Source organism: Terrabacter sp. R4-6 (assembly GCF_057529065.1).
Window position 1 is genome coordinate 3,941,666 of the sequence record NZ_CP197224.1, and the last position, 19,174, is coordinate 3,960,839.

Annotated in this window: 16 protein-coding genes and 1 other RNA gene; 11 read left to right on the forward strand and 6 right to left on the reverse strand. The window is 71.8% G+C overall.

Annotated features, from left to right (window positions below; translation table 11 throughout):
* Positions 1-29: 29 nt before the first annotated feature.
* A complete protein-coding gene (locus tag ACSSS0_RS18280) occupies positions 30-1,238 on the reverse strand; it encodes an MFS transporter (RefSeq protein ID WP_487229118.1) in 1,209 nt (402 codons plus the stop codon).
* A 53-nt stretch (positions 1,239-1,291) separates the two neighbouring features.
* Between ACSSS0_RS18280 and ACSSS0_RS18285 the strand changes: the two genes are divergently transcribed.
* Positions 1,292-2,158 carry a winged helix-turn-helix transcriptional regulator gene (locus ACSSS0_RS18285; protein WP_487229119.1) on the forward strand — a complete coding sequence of 289 codons (867 nt, stop codon included), beginning with the start codon at positions 1,292-1,294 and terminating at the stop codon, positions 2,156-2,158.
* Here the strand turns inward: ACSSS0_RS18285 and ACSSS0_RS18290 are convergent.
* Both ACSSS0_RS18290 and ACSSS0_RS18295 read right to left on the reverse strand, forming a co-directional pair.
* The gene (locus ACSSS0_RS18290; protein WP_487229120.1) at positions 2,151-2,765 is read right to left on the reverse strand and encodes a hypothetical protein; all 615 of its coding nucleotides are present in this window, start codon (positions 2,763-2,765) and stop codon (positions 2,151-2,153) included. The two genes, ACSSS0_RS18285 and ACSSS0_RS18290, sit on opposite strands and share 8 nt — an antisense overlap.
* 141 nt (positions 2,766-2,906) lie before the next feature.
* On the reverse strand, positions 2,907-6,281 hold the full coding sequence (locus tag ACSSS0_RS18295) for a pyruvate carboxylase (RefSeq protein WP_487229121.1): 3,375 nt from the start codon (positions 6,279-6,281) through the stop codon (positions 2,907-2,909).
* A gap of 212 nt (positions 6,282-6,493) precedes the next feature.
* Between ACSSS0_RS18295 and ssrA the strand changes: the two genes are divergently transcribed.
* Positions 6,494-6,860: a transfer-messenger RNA gene (gene ssrA / locus ACSSS0_RS18300) on the forward strand.
* Positions 6,861-6,969: 109 nt separating this feature from the next.
* Here ssrA and ACSSS0_RS18305 read toward each other — a convergent pair.
* From ACSSS0_RS18305 to ACSSS0_RS18315, 3 genes are read right to left on the reverse strand one after another with little or no spacing between them, the layout of a single operon-like run.
* On the reverse strand, positions 6,970-7,422 hold the full coding sequence (locus tag ACSSS0_RS18305; RefSeq protein WP_487229122.1) for a YccF domain-containing protein: 453 nt from the start codon (positions 7,420-7,422) through the stop codon (positions 6,970-6,972).
* Between the two features lie 4 nt (positions 7,423-7,426).
* Entirely contained in the window at positions 7,427-7,831 is a 405-nt protein-coding gene (trxA, locus tag ACSSS0_RS18310) for a thioredoxin (protein ID WP_487229123.1), read from the reverse strand.
* A 39-nt stretch (positions 7,832-7,870) separates the two neighbouring features.
* A complete protein-coding gene (locus tag ACSSS0_RS18315) occupies positions 7,871-8,491 on the reverse strand; it encodes an SIMPL domain-containing protein (RefSeq protein WP_487229124.1) in 621 nt (206 codons plus the stop codon).
* Between the two features lie 72 nt (positions 8,492-8,563).
* Between ACSSS0_RS18315 and ACSSS0_RS18320 the strand changes: the two genes are divergently transcribed.
* The 9 genes from ACSSS0_RS18320 (at position 8,564) to ACSSS0_RS18360 (ending at position 19,050) form a co-directional block, all read left to right on the forward strand.
* Positions 8,564-8,932: a VanZ family protein gene (locus ACSSS0_RS18320; RefSeq protein WP_487229125.1), complete on the forward strand. Its 369-nt coding sequence runs from the start codon at positions 8,564-8,566 to the stop codon at positions 8,930-8,932.
* Between the two features lie 291 nt (positions 8,933-9,223).
* Positions 9,224-11,569, forward strand: a complete 2,346-nt coding sequence (locus tag ACSSS0_RS18325; protein WP_487229126.1) for a DEAD/DEAH box helicase — start codon at positions 9,224-9,226, stop codon at positions 11,567-11,569.
* A 28-nt stretch (positions 11,570-11,597) separates the two neighbouring features.
* Entirely contained in the window at positions 11,598-12,158 is a 561-nt protein-coding gene (locus tag ACSSS0_RS18330) for a YqgE/AlgH family protein (RefSeq protein ID WP_487229127.1), read from the forward strand.
* Between the two features lie 49 nt (positions 12,159-12,207).
* Positions 12,208-13,011 carry a glutamate racemase gene (locus tag ACSSS0_RS18335; RefSeq protein WP_487229128.1) on the forward strand — a complete coding sequence of 268 codons (804 nt, stop codon included), beginning with the start codon at positions 12,208-12,210 and terminating at the stop codon, positions 13,009-13,011.
* Complete coding sequence (locus ACSSS0_RS18340) at positions 13,008-13,334, forward strand: DUF3039 domain-containing protein (protein WP_056775799.1); 327 nt, start codon at positions 13,008-13,010, stop codon at positions 13,332-13,334. The genes ACSSS0_RS18335 and ACSSS0_RS18340 overlap by 4 nt, the downstream gene beginning before the upstream one ends.
* Before the next feature lie 158 nt (positions 13,335-13,492).
* Positions 13,493-14,461 carry a zinc metalloprotease gene (locus tag ACSSS0_RS18345; RefSeq protein WP_487229129.1) on the forward strand — a complete coding sequence of 323 codons (969 nt, stop codon included), beginning with the start codon at positions 13,493-13,495 and terminating at the stop codon, positions 14,459-14,461.
* A gap of 123 nt (positions 14,462-14,584) precedes the next feature.
* Positions 14,585-16,345, forward strand: a complete 1,761-nt coding sequence (locus ACSSS0_RS18350) for a DEAD/DEAH box helicase (RefSeq protein WP_487229130.1) — start codon at positions 14,585-14,587, stop codon at positions 16,343-16,345.
* A 136-nt stretch (positions 16,346-16,481) separates the two neighbouring features.
* Complete coding sequence (locus tag ACSSS0_RS18355) at positions 16,482-18,332, forward strand: bifunctional metallophosphatase/5'-nucleotidase (RefSeq protein ID WP_487229131.1); 1,851 nt, start codon at positions 16,482-16,484, stop codon at positions 18,330-18,332.
* 94 nt (positions 18,333-18,426) lie between these two features.
* Positions 18,427-19,050: a class I SAM-dependent methyltransferase gene (locus tag ACSSS0_RS18360; RefSeq protein WP_487231223.1), complete on the forward strand. Its 624-nt coding sequence runs from the start codon at positions 18,427-18,429 to the stop codon at positions 19,048-19,050.
* Positions 19,051-19,174 lie beyond the last annotated feature (124 nt).

Here is a 19,174-nt window from a genome sequence, read left to right on the forward strand (position 1 = left end):
CACGGCACCGCCCGGCGCAAGGTGTCCCCTCAGCGCTGTCGGGCGGCCCGGGCCTCGTGCGTCGCCGGCGCGGGCACCCGCGCCGGGACCCGTGCCGAGGCCAGGGCGAGCAGGGCCCCGACGCCCGCCACGACGCCGCAGAGCGGCCACAGCAGATTGGGGGCGGCGGCATACACGATCCCGCCCAGCGGCGCGGAAAGCATCGTCCCGCTCGTCGCGGCGCCGGTGTAGAGGCCCTGGTACTGCCCGACGAGGTGAGCGGGTGCTGCGTCGAGCACGTGCGCGGTGGCCGTCGTCTTGTAGAGGATCTCGCCGGCGGTGAGCACCACCATGGCGACGACGGCCGCGGCCGCGACACCCAGCCAGGTCAGCCCGAAGATGACGAAGCCGACTGCCACGAGGGCGTATCCGGTCGCGATGATGGGGATGGAGGGCCGGTCCCGGAGCCACAGGGCCACGGGGATCTCGAGGGCGAGGATGAGCCCCGACCCGACCGCCACGAGCAGCGTGTAGAGCGCCAGTGGCTGGCCGTGGTCACGCAGGTGCAGCGGCAGCGTCGAGTAGAGCTGACGGTAGACGAGGTCGACGAGCACGACCCCCGGCAGGAGCATCAGGAGCGAGCGATCGCCACGGACGGCCCGCCAGAGCCCGGCCGGGGCGTCGGGTGCGGGCGCCACCGGCGCGTCCTCGGGCAGGAAGCGCGACGTCACGTGGCGCAGCACGAGGGTGAGGACGCCGTCGAGGACGAAGAGCGTGTCGTAGCCGTGGCCGGCGAGCAGTGCTCCGACGGGAGGGCCGATGACGAAGCCGGCGTTCGACGCGGCGCGGCTCACGGCGACCGACGACCGACGCGACCCAGCCGGGACGGCGAGGGCCGCGAGCGCACCCTGCCCGAGGGAGGCGACGGCCCCGAGGTAGCCGGTTACCGGCATCGTCACGGCGAGCAGCCACACCGGCTGCCACGGGATGAGCGCCGTGAGCACGCCGACGACGCTCGCCGCGAGGAGCAGGACGCGGCGGTGGCCGTAGCGGTCGCCGAACCGACCGCCCGTCACGTTCCCGAGGAGCGCTCCGACGCCGTTCGAGCCGGCGATGATGCCGGCCGGCACGACCCCGAGTCCTCGGGGCCCGGTGAGGTAGAGCACGAGGAAGAGCATGAGGAAGGCGCTGGCCGAGCTGACGAACCGCCCGGCGGCCAGCACCCAGACGACTCTCGGGAGGTCTCGCAGGTCGCGCACCCCGACATCAGACCACAGTGAGTCTCTTTTGGGAACTAAGTTAGGATGGCGACATGACGAGGCGACACGCGAGCGCCGTCGACCCGTGCGGCATCGCCCACGCCGTCGGTGTCCTCGGAGACCCGTGGAGCCTGCTCGTCCTGCGCGACGTCGCCGGCGGGTGCACCCGCTTCGACCAGCTCGTCGCCGAGACGGGGATCTCCCGCAAGGTCCTCACCCAACGCCTCGACGCCCTCGTCGCCGACGGCGTCCTCGAGCGCCGCGCCTACTCCGAGCGTCCGCCCCGTCACGAGTACGTCCTCACCGCCCTCGGCCGCGGCGCCCTCCCGGTCCTCAGCGCCCTGCAGGAGTTCGGCGACACCTGGCTGCTCGGCGACGGCCGCCCCGACGCCGGTGCCGCCACCGACTCCAACGAGGTCATGCGGGTGAGCAGCCTCATCGGACAGAGGATCCCGCGCCTGCACGCGCTCGACCCCGTGACCGACCAGCCGTTCACGGTGGTCTACTGCTACCCCGGCAACGCGTTCCCCGGGGCCGACGAGATCCCCGGCGGCGTCGGGTGCACGCTGGAGTCGTGCACCTACCGGGACCGGCTCGGCGAGCTCGCCGGCCTCGGGGCCGCCGTCGTCGGCGTCTCGACCCAGCGCCCGGCGGAGCAGGCCGAGTTCGCCGCCGCGAACGGCATCCGCTTCCCCCTGCTCTCGGACGCCGACCTCGAGCTGACGACGGCGCTGCGCCTGCCGACCTTCCGCGCCGGTGGCACGACCCGGCTCAAGCGCCAGACGCTCGTCGTCGACCGCGACCGCGTCGTGCGCGCGACGCTCTTCCCGATCCCCGACGTCACCGGCTCGGTCGAGGACGCCCTGCGGCTCGTCCGCGAGCTGGCGTCCGTCGCCGAGCCCGACGTGAGGCCTAGCTGACGCGGTGCAGGATGCCCTGCGTGCCGCTGTCGTAGCCGGTGCGGTACGCGAGGACCTCATCCCCGAGCACGAAGTAGTCACCCCCGCCCGTCCGCAGCTCGCAGGACGAGGAGCTGTCCGGGCTGAACGACCCTGTCGCGAAGTCGAAGGCCGGGCCGTCGTCGATCTTGACGAGCGTGATGCTGCCGACGCAGGGGAGCAGGCTCGTCGTCATGGTGCCGCACGGCCGTCTCTCGGCGCACGTGCTCGTCACGACGAGCGTCAGCGTGTAGTCGAGCGCCCCCGACCGGGCGGGACCCGACCAGGTCCCGGTCAGCCGCTCGAGCAGCTCCGACCGTGGCGCGGGCACCGGTGCGGGGACGGGCGTCAGGGGTCGCGCTGTGGAGGAGGCGCTGCCCAGGGACCCGGCTCGCGACGAACCCGAGGCCTCCGACCCGGCCACGACGTCCTGCTGCGACCCCGGAGGCGGCAGGAAGTGGGTGACGAGCGTCGCGGCAGCGGTGATCGCGGCGGCTCCGAGCGCCGTGACGGCCGCCCATCCGCTCGCGCTGAGCCCTCCGCGTCCCGATGGCTCGGGGTCCGGGCGGAGCTCCTCGGGATCGCCCATGACGCACCTGCTTCGATCTCCCCGAGACCACGAGCGTAGCGACGTCGGACACCGGTGCACACGAGAACCGGGCGTATGCCGCCGGGCGGGGGTGACGGCATACGCGCCGTGCGTGGGTTGCTGCGGTGGGCGAACCCGCGGTCAGCCGATGACGACGAGCAGGTCTCCGCCCTCGACCTGCTGGTGCGCACCGATGGCGACCCTCGAGACGGTGCCACCCGTGGGGCTCGTGATGTTGGCCTCCATCTTCATGGCCTCGATCGTCGCGACGACGCCGCCGGCCTCGACCGCGTCGCCCTCGGCCACCGCGAGCGTCACGACGCCGGCGAAGGGTGCAGCGACCTGGCCCGTGGCCCCCGGGTCCGCCTTCTCGGCGGACTTGACGTCGGCTTCGACGGACCGGTCGCGCACCTGGATCGGGCGGAACTGTCCGTTGAGGGTGCACATGACGGTGCGCATGCCCTTGGAGTCGGCCTCGCCGATGGACTGGACGCCGAGGATGAGCCGCTTGCCCGGCTCGATCTCCACCTCGTACTCCTCGCCGGCCTCGAGGCCGTGGAGGAACTCGACGGTGCCGAGCACGGAGAGGTCGCCGTAGGACTCGCGGGAGCTCTCGAACTCCTTCGTCGGTCCGGGGAAGAGCAGCTCGTTGAGCGTGCGTCGGGGGGCCTCGTCGAGGGCACGCTCCTGGTCCGGCGTGAGCTCGGTCAGCCGCGGCTTGGAGCGGCGACCGGCGAGGGCCTTGGTGCGGAAGGGCTCCGGCCACCCACCGGGCGGGTCGCCGAGCTCTCCGTTGAGGAAGCCGATGACCGAGTCGGGGATGTCGAAGCGCTGCGGGTCGTCCTCGAAGTCCTTGGGGTCGGCGCCCGCGCCGACGAGCGCGAGGGCGAGGTCACCGACGACCTTCGAGCTCGGTGTCACCTTGACGACGTTGCCGAGGATGCGGTTCGCGGCGGCATACATGTCCTCGATGGCCTCGAAGCGGTCGCCGAGGCCGAGGGCGATCGCCTGCTGGCGGAGGTTGCTCAGCTGGCCACCGGGGATCTCGTGGAAGTAGACGCGCCCGGTGGGGGAGTCGAGACCCGACTCGAAGGGCCGGTAGAGGTGACGCACCGCCTCCCAGTAGGGCTCGAGGGCGAAGACGTTCTCGATGTCGAGACCCGTCGGGCGGTCGGTGTCGTCGGTCGCGGCGACGAGTGCCGAGAGCGAGGGCTGGCTCGTCGTGCCCGCCATCGTCGCCGTGGCCGCGTCGACGGCATCGACCCCGGCGTTGATGGCGGCCAGCAGCGTGCCGATCTGGCCTCCGGCCGTGTCGTGGGTGTGCAGGTGCACCGGGAGGTCGAAGCGCTCGCGCAGCGCCCGGACGAGGCGGGCCGCGGCCGGGGCGCGGAGCAGTCCGGCCATGTCCTTGATGGCGAGCACGTGGGCCCCCGTGTCGACGATCTGCTCGGCGAGGCGGAGGTAGTAGTCGAGCGTGTAGAGCTTCTCGCCGGGCGACATGAGGTTGCCGGTGTAGCAGAGCGCGACCTCGGCGACCGCGGTGTCCGTCGCGAGCACGGCCTCGACGGCCGGGCGCATCTGCGACACGTCGTTGAGCGAGTCGAAGATGCGGAAGATGTCGAGGCCCGTCGACGCGGCCTCGCGCACGAAGGCGTCGGTCACGGCCGTCGGGTAGGGCGTGTAGCCGACGGTGTTGCGCCCGCGGAGCAGCATCTGGAGGGGGATGTTGGGCATCGCCTCGCGCAGGGCGGCGAGGCGCTCCCACGGGTCCTCGGCGAGGAAACGCAGCGCGACGTCGTAGGTGGCGCCGCCCCAGGCCTCCATCGAGAGCAGCTGCGGGGTCAGGTGCGAGACGTGCGTGGCGACGTGGAGCAGGTCGCGGGTGCGCATGCGCGTGGCGAGGAGCGACTGGTGCGCGTCGCGGAAGGTCGTGTCGGTGACGGCGACGTCGTTCGCTGCGCGGAGCGCACGCGCGAAGGCGGCCGGCCCCTCGGCGACGAGCCGGCCCCGGGCCCCGGGAGGCAGCGGGGCGTCCGGGAGCGGGGGGAGCTTGGTGCGGGGGCGGATCCGCGTCGTGACCGGGCCGTTGGGCTGGTTGACCGTGACGTCGGCGAGGTAGCTGAGCAGCTTCGTCGCACGGTCGGCGCTGACGCGCGCCGAGAGCAGCTCGGGACGCTGGTCGATGAACGACGTCGTGGCCAGGCCGTCCTGGAAGACCGGGTCGCCGAGCACCGCCTCGAGGAACGGGATGTTGGTCGAGACGCCGCGGATGCGGAACTCCGCGAGCGCGCGCTGCGCCCGTCGCACGGCGATCGGGAACGTCATCCCGCGGCACGTCAGCTTGACGAGCATCGAGTCGAAGTGGGCGCTGATCTCGGCGCCGACGAAGACGGTGCCGCCGTCGAGGCGCACACCGCTGCCACCGGCCGAGCGGTAGACCGTGATGGTCCCGGCGTCGGGACGGAAGCCGTTGGCGGGGTCCTCGGTCGTGATCCGGCACTGCAGGGCGAAGCCCTTGGTGCGGATGTCGTCCTGGCGCAGACCCATCGACGTGAAGGTGTCGCCCGACGCGATCTGCATCTGCATGACGACGAGGTCGATGTCGGTGACCTCCTCGGTCACCGTGTGCTCCACCTGGATGCGCGGGTTCATCTCGATGAAGACGTAGCGGCCGTCCTCACCGAGGAGGAACTCGACGGTGCCGGCGTTGACGTAGCCGATGGAGCGCGCGAACTCGACGGCATCGGCGCACATGCTCTCTCGCGTCGCCGCGTCGAGGTTGGGCGCCGGCGCGATCTCGACGACCTTCTGGTGGCGGCGCTGGAGCGAGCAGTCGCGCTCGTAGAGGTGGACGACCTCGCCGGTGCTGTCGGCGAGCACCTGGACCTCGATGTGGCGCGGGTTGACCACCGCCTCCTCGAGGTAGAGGGTCGGGTCCCCGAACGCCGACTCGGCCTCGCGCTGGGCGGCCTCGAGCGCGTCGCGCAGACCCTCGCGGGCCTCGACGCGGCGCATGCCCCGGCCGCCACCACCGCTGACCGCCTTGACGAAGACGGGGAAGCCGATGTCCTCGGCCGCGGCCTCGAGGGTGTCGAGGTCGGTGCCGGGCTCGGAGCCGCGCAGCGTCGGCAGGCCGGCGTCACGCGCGGCAGCGATGGCGCGGGCCTTGTTGCCCGTGAGGTGCAGCACCGAGGCCGGGGGCCCGATGAAGGTGATGCCGGCCGCGTCGCACGCCTCGGCGAGAAGCGGGTTCTCCGAGAGGAAGCCGTAACCGGGGTAGATCGCGTCGGCACCCGCCTCGACGGCCTTCGCGACGATCGCCCCGTGGTCGAGGTAGGCGCGGACCGGGTGGCCCTCCTCGCCGATCTGGTAGGCCTCGTCGGCCTTGAGCCGGTGCTCGCTCTTGCGGTCCTCGTAGGGGAAGACGGCGACCGTCCGCGCGCCGAGCTCGGTCGCGGCCCGGAAGGCGCGGACGGCGATCTCGCCACGGTTGGCGACGAGTACCTTGCGGAACATCGGACCTCCAGGGTGCGGGGGCGACTGGTGTGGTCCGCGTCGACCACGGTCGGCAGCCTAGTGGCGGGCCCCTGACCCCCGGGCGCGGTGCTCCCCTTCGAGACGGGAATGCCTTGGACCGTCCCGACGTTCCTCCTGCATACTGTGGACTTCACCCCGGTGGAGCACAGGGCAGCTTGACAAGTGAACAGCGCGACGTGGACACCCCTCACGGGGGTGATCGGTTTCGACGGTGGTCGACACATCAGGGGAAGCGGGTCGAGGATGCAGGGTTATCTCGTAAACGCTCCTTGCACAACAATAGGTGCCAATTCCAAGCGCACCGACTTCGCCCTCGCCGCCTGAGCGAGCCTCGAAGTCTGTCAGCCTGAGCTAGTTTCCGACTCAGTGTCTGGCATCAGCTAGGAAACTTGCTGCGCAGTCATGTTGGGGGGCTGCGCGGGACTCTTACTCAACTGGGCCTGTCAGGGGACGCGTGCGTGCGAGCCCTGGGGCCGAGAAAAGCCATAGCGCACTGCACCCGGAGAAGCCCTGGTTTCTCGTCATCGGACGCGGGTTCAATTCCCGCCACCTCCACCACTCACGTGGTGGCCACGTCACGCTGTCGCCGACAAGCGCAGGAGGGCGTCCCGTTCGCGGGACGCCCTCCTGTCGTATGCCGTCACGCCGGTCGCGCGGGCCGGCCGGCTCAGCGCAGGCGCAGGTCCTCGCTGCCGCCCGTGCGGCCCGGTCCGACGAGGTCCGGTCCGAACGCGGACCAGGACCCGCCGTCGACGGGCACGATCCGCTTCCCGAGCGGGAAGAGCGAGACCGGGATGAGCTTGAGGTTGCCGAGGGCCAGCGGGATGCCGACGATCGTCAGGGCCTGCGCGATGGCCGTCGTGACGTGCCCGAGTGCGAGCCACCAGCCGAAGAAGACGACCCACAGCACGTTGCCGAGCGTCGAGGCGACGCCGGCGGCCGGGTGGTCGACGACCGTGCGCCCGAACGGCCACAGCGCGAACCACCCGATGCGGAAGGCGGCCAGCCCCAACGGGATCCCGACGATCGTCACGCAGGCGACGACCCCGGCCAGCAGGTAGAGCAGCCAGAGCCAGAAGCCGCCGAAGACGACCCAGACGACGTTGAGGACCAGCCGCAAGGACTCAGGCCTGCCCGGTCGAGTCGGAGGGGGCGGCGCCCGCGGCGGCCTCGGCCGCCATCTGCTCCTTGATCGGGGCCATGTCGAGGTTCTTGACCTGCTCGATGACGTCCTGGAGCGCGGACTGCGGCAGCGCACCGGGCTGGGCGAAGACGAGCACGCCCTCCTTGAAGGCCATGAGGGTCGGGATCGAGGTGATGTTCGCCGCCGACGCGAGGGACTGCTCGGCCTCGGTGTCGACCTTGCCGAAGACGATGCCCTCGTTGTCGCCGCTCTGCGAGGCGGCGTCGTAGACCGGGGCGAACTGTCGACACGGGCCGCACCAGGACGCCCAGAAGTCGACCAGGACGATGTCGTTGTCGAGAACGGTCTTCTCGAAGGACTGCGCGGTCAGGTCAGTGGTAGCCATGTCTCTCCCAACGATCGGTGTGTGAGCGGTATTCCGCCGTCAGCGCAGTTCCCAGGTGACGGTGACGGAGGCCCCGAGGTCGAGGTCACCGCCCTCGACCGGCATGCCACCGGCGTCCATCGACGCCGCCATGAGCTTCATCTCGCGGCGCTGGACCGGGACGGCGCCCGCCTCGGCCACCCCGAGGACCGCGCCGAGCTCGGCGCCGGAGAGGACGGCATACTGCTGCGCCTTGTCCCTGGCGTCGGCGAAGGCGGCGTCCCGGGCGCGTCGCAGCCCGTCGCTGCGGTCGGACACGTCGAGCCGCACCTGGTCGACGAGCAGGGCGTTGCCCACCGCGGACGCGGCGGCCTCGAGGATCTCGCCGACCGACTCGAGCCGGCGCACCGTGACGGCGAGCCGCTGCTGGGCCGTGAAGCCGACGGCCACACCGGTGTCGTCCCAGCGCTGGTTGACGCCGGCGTCGAGCGTGCGGATGTCGGCGTCGGCGACGTCGTGGTCGCGCACGACCGCCCCGACCTTCGTGATGCCCTCGGCCGCGCCGGCGAGCGCCGCCGCGACGTCGTCGGCGTCGTGCCCGACGCGGAGATCGAGCCGCACGACGTCGGGGGAGACGGCCGCCCTGCCGACGCCGTTGACGGTGACCGTGCGCTTGCCCATGGGGTTCCTCTCGTCGCGGCCCTCGCCGAGGGGGTCGGGGCCCTCGTCGCAACCTACCTAGACTGCGGTGCCATGACGAGCCTTCCGCGACGCTCCGCCCCCGCCTCGCGCCTCGTCGTGGGGCTGGCGGTCGTGGCCGTCGTGGCGCAGCTGCTCGTCCTCTACTGGCCCGTCGTCACGGTCGAGGGCCCGGTGAGCTGGACCGACAAGGTCGTCCACCTCCTCGTCTTCGCCGTGCCGACGTATGCCGTCGGGCGGGCCCTGGGGTCCGTGCGGACCGCCGTCGTCGTCTTCGCGATCCACGCCCCGGTGAGCGAGCTCGTGCAGCACTTCCTGCTCCCCGGCCGCTCCGGCGACGTGTGGGACGCCGTCCTCGACCTCGTCGGCGTGGCCCTCGGGGCGGTCGCGCTCGTGGTCGGGGCCAGGCTGCGTCGCTGGTAGACTTGCCGGCATCCGACTCCGAGGTCTCCTCGGATCACGACGGAAGAGATGGCGCCGGGGATGCCCGGCGGGCAGGCTCGTCCGACGGGGTGACACCCCTACCGGAAGATCGCGCAGACGGCGCGGCCCGGCACCGACGCGGAGCGGATCCGAACACCGGACGGCACAGATGCCGGGGACCGGTACACATGGGGCGCAGAGATTCCTGCGCCTGAGGCTCGTCTGCATGGTCGTGGTGTGACTCACGGCTCGAGGCGAAGTCTGCATCGAGTCAAGAGAGTTGAATACGCAATGCCCAAGCACACCTCCTCCGGCGCGCCCAAGAAGGCCCGATGGTCCACCGAGAAGAAGTCCGCCGCGACCAAGAAGCCGCACCGCGGACAGGGCGGACCGAAGTCCGGTTCCTTCTCCGGTCCCAAGACCTCCCGCCCGGCATCGTCGGGCTCCTCGCACGTCGGCGGCCGCGAGTGGCGCGCCCCGCGTGACGAGCACCGCTCCTCCGACCGTCGTGACGACCGTGGCGGCTACCAGCGTCGTGACGACCGTCCGTCGTTCGACCGCCGCGACGACCGCCGCGACGACCGCGGTGGCGACCGTGGCGGCTACCAGCGTCGTGACGACCGTCCGTCGTACGACCGCCGTGATGACCGCGGTGGCGACCGTGGTGGCTACCAGCGTCGTGACGACCGCCCGAGCTTCGACCGCCGCGATGACCGTGGCGGCGACCGCGGCGGCTACCAGCGTCGTGACGACCGCGGTGACCGTGGCTTCCAGCGTCGTGAGGACCGCCCGAGCTTCGACCGCCGCGATGACCGTGGCGGTGACCGTGGTGGCTACCAGCGTCGTGACGACCGCGGTGACCGTGGCTTCCAGCGTCGTGAGGACCGCCCGAGCTTCGACCGCCGCGATGACCGTGGCGGTGACCGTGGTGGCTACCAGCGTCGTGACGACCGTGGTGACCGTGGCTTCCAGCGTCGTGAGGACCGCCCGAGCTTCGACCGCCGTGACGACCGCGGTGGCGACCGTGGTGGCTACCAGCGCCGTGACGACCGTGGTGACCGTGGCTTCCAGCGTCGTGACGACCGTCCGTCGTTCGACCGCCGCACCGACCGCGGCGCCGACCGCTTCCCCGACCGTGCTCCCGTGAGCTTCGACGACGCCGAGGCCGAGCGCATGGACGCCGACAGCTGGACCAAGTCGACCCGCGCCGACGTGTCCGACGGACCCGTCGACGTCGCCGCCGACAACGGCTTCGCCGCCCTCGGCCTGCCCGAGCGGATCGTCGAGCGTCTCGCCCGCGAGGGCATCACCTCGCCCTTCCCCATCCAGACCGCGACGATCCCCGACGCCCTGGCCGGCAAGGACGTCCTCGGCCGCGGCCAGACGGGCTCGGGCAAGACGCTCGCCTTCGGCCTGCCGCTCATCGCGCGGCTGCTCGAGGCCGACCTCAAGCGTCGCCCGCGCAAGCCCCACGCCCTCATCCTCACGCCGACCCGCGAGCTCGCCATGCAGATCTCCGACGCGCTCGAGCCGCTCGTGCACGTCGCCGGCCTGCGCCACAAGCTCGTCGCCGGTGGCCTCAGCTACACGACGCAGATCAACGCGCTCAACAAGGGCGTCGACATCCTCATCGCGACGCCGGGCCGCCTCAACGACCTGCTCGAGCGCGGCGCGGTCGAGATGGACGACATCGCCATCACCGTGCTCGACGAGGCCGACCACATGGCCGAGATGGGCTTCATGGCCGAGATCACGACGAGCCTCGACAAGATCCCGTCCGACGGCCAGCGCCTGCTCTTCTCTGCGACGCTCGACCGCGGCATCGACGCGCTCGTCGAGAAGTACCTCACCGACCCGGTGACGCACTCGACGAACGACGCGACCGCATCGGTCGAGGGCATGGACCACCACGTCCTGCTCATCGACCCGCAGCACAAGAAGGTCATCACCGCCGAGGTCGCCAACCGCGAGGGCCGCACCGTCGTGTTCTGCCGCACCAAGCTCGGCGCCGACCGCATCGCGCTCCAGCTGCGCGAGCAGGGCGTCATGGCGGCGGCGCTGCACGGTGGGCTCAACCAGGGCCAGCGCAACCGCGTCCTCGGTGCGTTCCGTGACGGCACCCTCCCGGTGCTCGTCGCCACCGACGTCGCCGCCCGCGGCATCCACGTCGACGACGTCTCGGTCGTCCTGCAGGTCGACCCGCCGGCCGACCACAAGGACTACCTGCACCGCTCCGGCCGTACGGCCCGCGCCGGCGACAAGGGCACCGTCGTGACCCTCGCCCTGCCGCACCAGCGCCGCACGATGGAGCGCCAGCTCAAGGACGCCGGACTCGAGATCTCGCCCGTCCGGGCCACGCCTGGCGACGCGATCATCGCGGCGACCGGTGCCACGACCCCCAGTGGTGTCGCGATCGCCGAGGACGACTTCCAGCGCCTCATCGCCGGTCCGAAGCAGCACCATCGAGGACCTGCCGGCCCGCGCGGTCCGCGCCAGGGCCAGCGCAGCGGCTCGCGTCCGCAGCACGGTGGCGGTCGTTCCGACGACCGTCGGGGCCGCCGCAACGACCGCGGTGACGGTCTCGTGTCCCGCTGGGGCGACGACGACCGCCGTGGTCAGCGGGGCGCGCGCTTCTGAGCAGTCGCCGGTGTGGAAGGCTGGGCCCGTGAGCTCGACGTTCCACACCGGCCGCCTCCTCGTGGCGACGCCGTCCGTCGGGGGTGACGTGTTCCACCGGTCCGTCATCCTCATGCTCCACCACGACGACGGCGGCGCCCAGGGCGTCGTGCTCAACAAGCCCCTGTCGGCCGAGGTGGACTCGGTGCTGCCGGGCTGGCAGCGCGTCGTGACAGCGCCGCACGTGCTCTTCCAGGGCGGGCCGGTGTCGACGTCGTCGGCGCTGGGGCTCGTCACGGTGCCGGGCGACGAGCCCGAGCCGCTCGGGGTCAAGCGACTCTTCGGCTCGATCGGTCTCGTCGACCTCGACGTGCCGACCCCCGTCGTCGCGGCCGAGCTGGCGGGTCTGCGGATCTTCGCCGGCTACTCCGGGTGGGAGTCGGGCCAGCTCGAGAACGAGGTGCTGCGAGGCGACTGGTACGTCGTCGACGCGGAGGTGCGCGACGCCTTCACCCCGCGCCCCGACGGGCTGTGGCGCGAGGTGCTCCGACGCCAGCGCGACAGCCTCGCGTACGTCGCGAACTTCCCCGACGACCCGTCGATGAACTGACGTGGGCGTCACGGAGCCCGTGCGGCCCGACACCGAGGAGCATCCCGAGATGCCGACGTCGACCAGGCGAGTTGCCTTCGTCGACAGCGGGCTCGGGCTCCTCGGGTATGCCGACGCGCTCCATGCGCTGCGACCCGACCTCGGCCTCGTGCTGTCGCTCGACCCGGACAACATGCCCTACGGCCCGCGGTCGCCGGAGGAGGTCCAGCGCCTCATCCTCGCCTCGGCGCGCGCCACGCTGCCCCACGAGCCCGCCGCGATCGTCGTCGCGTGCAACACGGCCTCGGTGCACGGCCTCGGGGCCCTGCGTGCCGAGCTCGAGCCGGCCGTCCCCGTCATCGGCACCGTGCCTGCGATCCGCCCGGCAGCCGCCGGGGGTGGGCCGGTCGCCGTGTGGGCCACGGCGGCCACGACGTCGAGCGACTACCTCCGGGGACTCGTCGACGCCTTCGCCGCCGACGTCGAGACCTACGCGGTCGCGGCGCTCGGCCTCGCCGAGGCCATCGAGTCCGGTGACCCGGACGCCGTCGACGAGTGCATCGCGTATGCCGCGTCGCAGACCCCGGCGGGCGTGCGCTCGCTCGTGCTCGGCTGCACGCACTACGGCCTCGTCGTCGAGCGCATCGTCGCGGCCCTGGGTCGAGGCGTGACGATCTTCGACTCGCCCGTCGCGGTGGCCCGACAGACCCTCCGCCGCATCGGCCTCGAGCCCGACCCCACGGCCCCCGAGGCCGGTGTCGAGGCGGTGCTGCTCAGCGGCCGACCCGGCTCGCTGCCCGCGTCCTGGGGGGCCTACCCGGCGGGGGAGCGGCTCCTTCGGGGTGCGGCAGGGCGGCATACACTCTCGTCATGAGCACGATGCCTCCCGACCCCTTCGAGCCCGAGCCCGAGCCCCTGCGGCGCACGAGCACGGCCACGATCGAGCGCGAGGAGGTCCGCGAGGAGCTCCAGGAGCCCGGCGACCACGAGCGCTTCTCGCACTACGTGCGCAAGGAGAAGATCCTCGAGAGCGCACTGTCGGGCGAGCCCGTCGTGGCCCTCTGCGGCAAGATCTGGGTGCCCGGCCGCGACCCCCAGAAGTTCCCGGTCTGCCCGGTCTGCAAGGAGATCTACGAAGGCCTGCGCGACCCGCAGGACGGCGGCGACGGCGACCAGGGCGGCGGCGGCCAGTCCTGACCGGCGGCTCCCTCCTCGCCCGAACCCCGGCACCCGACCGGCTGCGCTTTCCTTAACGGTTCTTTACTCGCCCCGGCTCCGCCACTGACGGTCGCGTACCTACAGTCGCTGGGATCGACCCCCGATCGGGTGTCGTGTCGGACGAGAAAGGTCACCCCATGAAGCTTCGCTCCCTGATGCTCGCGGCACCGCTCGCACTCGCCGCGGTATCCCTCGGCGCGCCGGCGCAGGCCGCGCCCGTGCTCGACGGCCGCGGCAGCGCCGCGTGCCTCGACCCGGCGGCCGTCGGCGCGGTCGGAGCCCGCGGCACCCACGGCACCGCCAAGGACCCGCACGAGCTCACGGACGCACAGGTGCGCGCCAACGAGGCGGCCCTGACCAAGGCCCTCGAGGCCAAGGGCCTGACCCGCGACTCGTCGGGCAAGGTCGTCAAGGAGGGCCAGAAGGGCAAGCCCGGCACCGGGGGCACGTTCGCGCCCACGACGGTCAAGGTCTACTGGCACACGATCACCAACGGCACGACCGGCTCCGTCAGCAGCAGCACGATCAGCAGCCAGATCAACGTCCTCAACAACGCCTACGCCGGCACGGGTCTCAGCTTCAGCCTCGCCGGGTCCGACTCGACGAGCAACTCGTCCTGGTACACCGTGACGCCGGGCTCGAGCGCCGAGCGCAACATGAAGACCGCGCTGCGCAAGGGCACGATGGCCGACCTCAACCTCTACTCGGCCAACATCGGTCAGGGCCTGCTCGGCTGGGCGACCTTCCCCAAGAGCACCTACGACCCCATGGACGGCGTCGTGGTCCTCACCGCGTCCCTCCCGGGCGGCAGCGCGACGAACTACAACCAGGGCGACACGGCCACCCACGAGGTCGGCCACTGGGTCGGGCTCTACCACACCTTCCAGGGCGGCTGTAACGGCAACGGCGACTACGTCGCCGACACGCCCGCCGAGGCGAGCCCCGCCTACGAGTGCCCGACGGGTCGCGACACGTGCACGAGCCCCGGCCTCGACCCGATCAAGAACTTCATGGACTACACCTACGACTCCTGCATGAACACCTTCACGACCGGCCAGGTCTCGCGCATGCAGGCCCAGTGGACCGCCTACCGCGCCGGCAACTGAGCCCCCTCCCACCTGCGCCCGGCCGCGAAAGCGACTGAGCGGCCTACCATCCAGTCCGAGGCCCCGCCCGCAAGGCGGGGCCTCGGCATGTCGTCCCCGGGGATTCGTTACGGTGGCCTCTCTATGAGTTCAGGGGCCGCCTTCCACCTCCCACCCGCCTTTCCAGAGCGGGCTGCGTGGGGTACCGCCAGCAAGCTGCGCGCGTGGCAGCAGGAGGCGCTCGACCTCTATCTCGGCAAGGCGCCGCGCGACTTCCTCGCCGTCGCGACGCCGGGCGCCGGCAAGACGACGTACGCCCTGCGCGTGGCCACCGAGCTGCTGAGCGCGGGCATCGTCTCGCGCGTCACCGTCGTGGCCCCCACCGAGCACCTCAAGACCCAGTGGGCCGACGCCGCCGCCCGCGTCGGCATCAGCCTCGACCCGAAGTTCAGCAACAGCATCGGCCGGCACAGTGACGACTACCACGGGGTCGCCGTGACCTATGCCCAGGTCGCGTCGCGCCCGTCGCTGCACCGCGAGCTGACGACGTCGCGCTCGACCCTCGTCATCCTCGACGAGGTGCACCACGGTGGTGACGCGAAGAGCTGGGGCGACGGCATCCGCGAGGCGTTCGAGCCCGCGACCCGCCGGCTCTCGCTGACCGGGACGCCGTTCCGCTCGGACACCTCGCCGATCCCGTTCGTCACCTACGAGCTCGACGCCGAGGGCACGCTCGTCAGCTCGAGCGACTACACGTACGGCTACGCCGAGGCGCTGCGCGACGGCGTCGTGCGACCGGTCCTCTTCATGGCCTACGGCGGCAGCATGCGCTGGCGCACCAAGGCCGGCGACGAGCTCGAGGCCCGCCTCGGCGAGCCGATGACGAAGGACTTCGTGGCCCACGCGTGGCGCACGGCCCTCGACCCCAAGGGCGAGTGGATCCCCGCGGTCCTCGCCGCCGCCGACCGGCGCCTCACCGAGGTCCGCCGTCACGTCGAGGACGCCGGCGGGCTCGTCATCGCCTCCAACCAGACCCAGGCGAGGGCGTATGCCGCCATCCTCCGTTCGCTGACCGGCGAGGCCCCCACGGTCGTCCTCTCCGACGACCTCGGCGCGAGCAAGCGCATCGAGGACTTCGGCGCGAGCGACGAGCGCTGGATGGTCGCGGTCCGCATGGTGTCCGAGGGCGTCGACGTGCCCCGCCTCGCGGTCGGGGTCTACGCGACGTCGACGTCGACGCCGCTCTTCTTCGCCCAGGCCGTCGGACGCTTCGTGCGTGCCCGCAGGCGCGGCGAGACCGCGTCCGTCTTCCTGCCGTCGGTGCCGGTCGTCCTCGACCACGCGGCGCGGCTCGAGGAGCAGCGCGACCACGCGCTCGACCGCAAGCCGAACCCCGACGACATCGGCCAGATGTGGGCCGAGGAGCAGAGCCTGCTCGACGAGGCCAACCGCGCCGACAAGGCGAGCGGTGCCCTCGACGAGGGCGCCTTCGAGGCGCTCGAGTCGGACGCCCACTTCGACCACGTGCTCTTCGACAAGCAGCAGTGGGGCATGCACGCCCAGATCGGGTCGGAGGACGAGGAGGAGTACCTCGGTCTGCCCGGCCTCCTCGAGCCCGACCAGGTGTCGGCCCTGCTCCGCGAGCGCCAGAGCCGGCAGGTCAGGAAGGCGCCCCAGGGCGCCTCCGCCCCCGTGCCCGTCGCCGCGCACCGCGCCCTCGCCGCGCAGCGCAAGGAGCTCAACAAGCTCGTCTCGACGTACGCCCGCCAGAAGGGCCTGCCGCACGCCAACGTCCACATGGACCTCCGGCGCGTCTGCGGCGGACCCGACCTGGCGGCCGCCTCGTCCGAGCAGGTCACCGAGCGGATCGACAAGATCCGGCTCTGGCTCGTCGGTCGACGCTGAGGGTTCACGAAACCGACCGGTGCTGTCGGCCTGTCGGCGGACGTGTCCGGCTATGGTCGTGCCCTGCGCCTCGGGGGCGAGCCGCGCACCGTGAACCGGGACTGCTCCGATCGAGCACCTGACAGCGAAGGACGACATGAGCACCGACCCCACCCCTGACCTCCTCGGATCCTCCACCACCCGTCGCCAGCTGCTGGCCCTCGCCGCCGTCGGTGGCGCGGGCCTCGCGGCCGTGCGCTCGGCCGCGCCCGCCGACGCCGCTGCTGCTGCGGCCGGCCCCGGCACCAACGGCGAGGTCGTCCGTCTGACCGTGCTCGGCACGACCGACCTGCACGGCAACGTCTACAACTGGGACTACTTCAAGAACGCCGAGTACACCGACTCCAAGGCCAACGACATCGGCGTGGCCAAGGCCTCCTCGATCATCAAGGCGATCCGGGCCGAGGTCGGTGCCGAGCGCACCCTGACGATCGACGCCGGCGACACGATCCAGGGCACGCCGCTGGCCTACTACTACGCCAAGATCGACCCCGTCACCGGCGGCTCGACGCACCCGATGGCCGCGGCGATGAACCAGGTCGGCTACGACGCCGCCGCCCTCGGCAACCACGAGTACAACTACGGCCTCGACACGCTGCGGGCGTTCGAGAAGCAGCTCGACTTCCCCCTGCTCTCGGCCAACTCCGTCGACTGGAACACCGGTGCCCCCGTCTTCAAGCCGTGGGTCATCAAGACGGTCAAGCTGCCCGACACCAAGGCGATCAAGGTCGGCATCCTCGGTCTCGTGACCCCCGGCGTCGCGATCTGGGACAAGGCCAACGTCGAGGGCAAGGTGAAGTTCCCCGGCATCATCGAGCAGGCGAAGGTCATGGTGCCCCGCCTCAAGGCCGCCGGCGCCGACGTCGTCATCGTCGCGTGCCACTCCGGAGACAACGGCAAGTCGTCGTGGGGCGACGCGCTGCCCTACGTCGAGAACGCGAGCGCGCTCCTCGCCGAGCAGGTCCCCGGCATCGACGCCGTGCTCGTCGGCCACGCGCACCTCGAGATCCCGCAGCGCTACGTCACGAACGCCGCGACCGGCAAGCAGGTCCTGCTCTCCGAGCCCTACTACTGGGGCATGCGCGTGACCCGGATGTCGATCGACGTCCAGAAGGTCCGCGGCCAGTGGCAGGTCGTCCACTCCGAGGCGACGCTCTACAACTGCAACGTCGCGCCCGAGGACCCCGCCGTCACCGGAGCCGTGGCCGCGGCCCACCAGAAGGTGCTCACCTACGTCAACGGCGTCATCGGGACGTGCACGCAGGCGATGTCGGCGGCGACGTCGCGCTACGAGGACACCGCCGCGATCGACTTCATCAACTACGTCCAGGCCGACGCGGTGAAGAAGGCCCTCGCCGGCACGCCGGAGGCCTCGCTGCCGGTCCTGTCGATCGCCGCGCCGTTCAACAAGCTCGCCGCGATCCCGGCCGGCGACGTGACGATCCGCGACGTGGCCGGGCTCTACATCTACGACAACACCCTCCTCGGCATCGTCCTCACCGGCGCCCAGGTCAAGGCCTACCTCGAGAAGAGCGCGGAGTACTTCAAGCCGTGCACGACGACCGGCCCGGTCGCCGCCGACGCGATCACCAACGCCAACGCGACGCCCGACTACAACTACGACGTCATGGGCGGGCTCGACGCCGACCTGACCTACGACATCGACCTTGCCAAGGGGGTCGGCTCGCGCATCGTGAACCTCGCGTATGCCGGGAGCCCGGTCGCGCTCGACGCGCGCTTCGTCGTCGCGATCAACAACTACCGCCAGTCGGGCGGCGGCAACTTCCCGGGCGTCGTGGCCGCCCCGGTCGTCTACAACCGTCAGATCGAGATCCGCCAGCTGCTCATCGACTGGGCGACCGCCAACAAGGTCATCGACCCGGCGGCCTTCTCGAGCCTCGACTGGAGGCTCGTCAGCAACGGCAGCGCGATCACCGTCACGCCCTGATGTCGATGGCCCGGCCGGAGTCACCGGCCGGGCCGCGGCACGTCGGTCGATATCCGGTGGAGGCCGGGGCGACGCGCGGCTGCTCGCCGCTCGGCTGCCGAAGGCCGCGGCGGCCCTCGACCTCGACACCGGCGGTGGCGAGATCGTCGCGGAGGAACCGGTGCTGCCGGACCGCATGGTCGTCACCGAGGGCTGGGCTCCCAACGTCGAGCGGGCGCGCGCCCTGCTCGCGGACCGAGGCGTCGAGGTGGTGCCGGTCGCGCAGGGCGACTCGCTGCCCTTCCCGGACGCGAGCTTCGACCTCGTGACGAGCCGGCACCCGGTGCGACCGGACTGGGACGAGATCGCCCGGGTCCTCGTCGAGGGCGGCACCTACCTGGCCCAGCACGTGGGCCCGGCCTCGGCGTTCGAGCTCATCGAGTACTTCCTCGGGCCCCTCCCTCAGGAGCGGCTCGGTCGCGACCCGCACGCCGAGGCGCGGGCGGCCCGCGCGGCGGGCCTCGAGGTCGTCGACCTGCGGACCGCGCGGTGCCGGATGGAGATCCGCGACGTGGGCGCGGTGGTGTGGCTCCTGCGCACGTGCGTCTGGTGGGTGCCGGACTTCTCGGTGGAGGGCTACCGTGACGCGCTGGAGCGCCTCGATGCCGAGCTCAGGGCCGGCCGTCCGTTCGTGGCGCACTCGACGCGACACCTGATCGAGGCGCGCCGCCGCCGCTGACCCGGCCTGCCCGGGGGCGTCCCGCCGCTTGGGAGTTCAGCAGGACGCCCCGCCCCGGCCGACCGGTTGGTGGGACGTCGGCACGGCAGAGGCGTACCCGCCGGGACAGGGGAGCACCGACGGG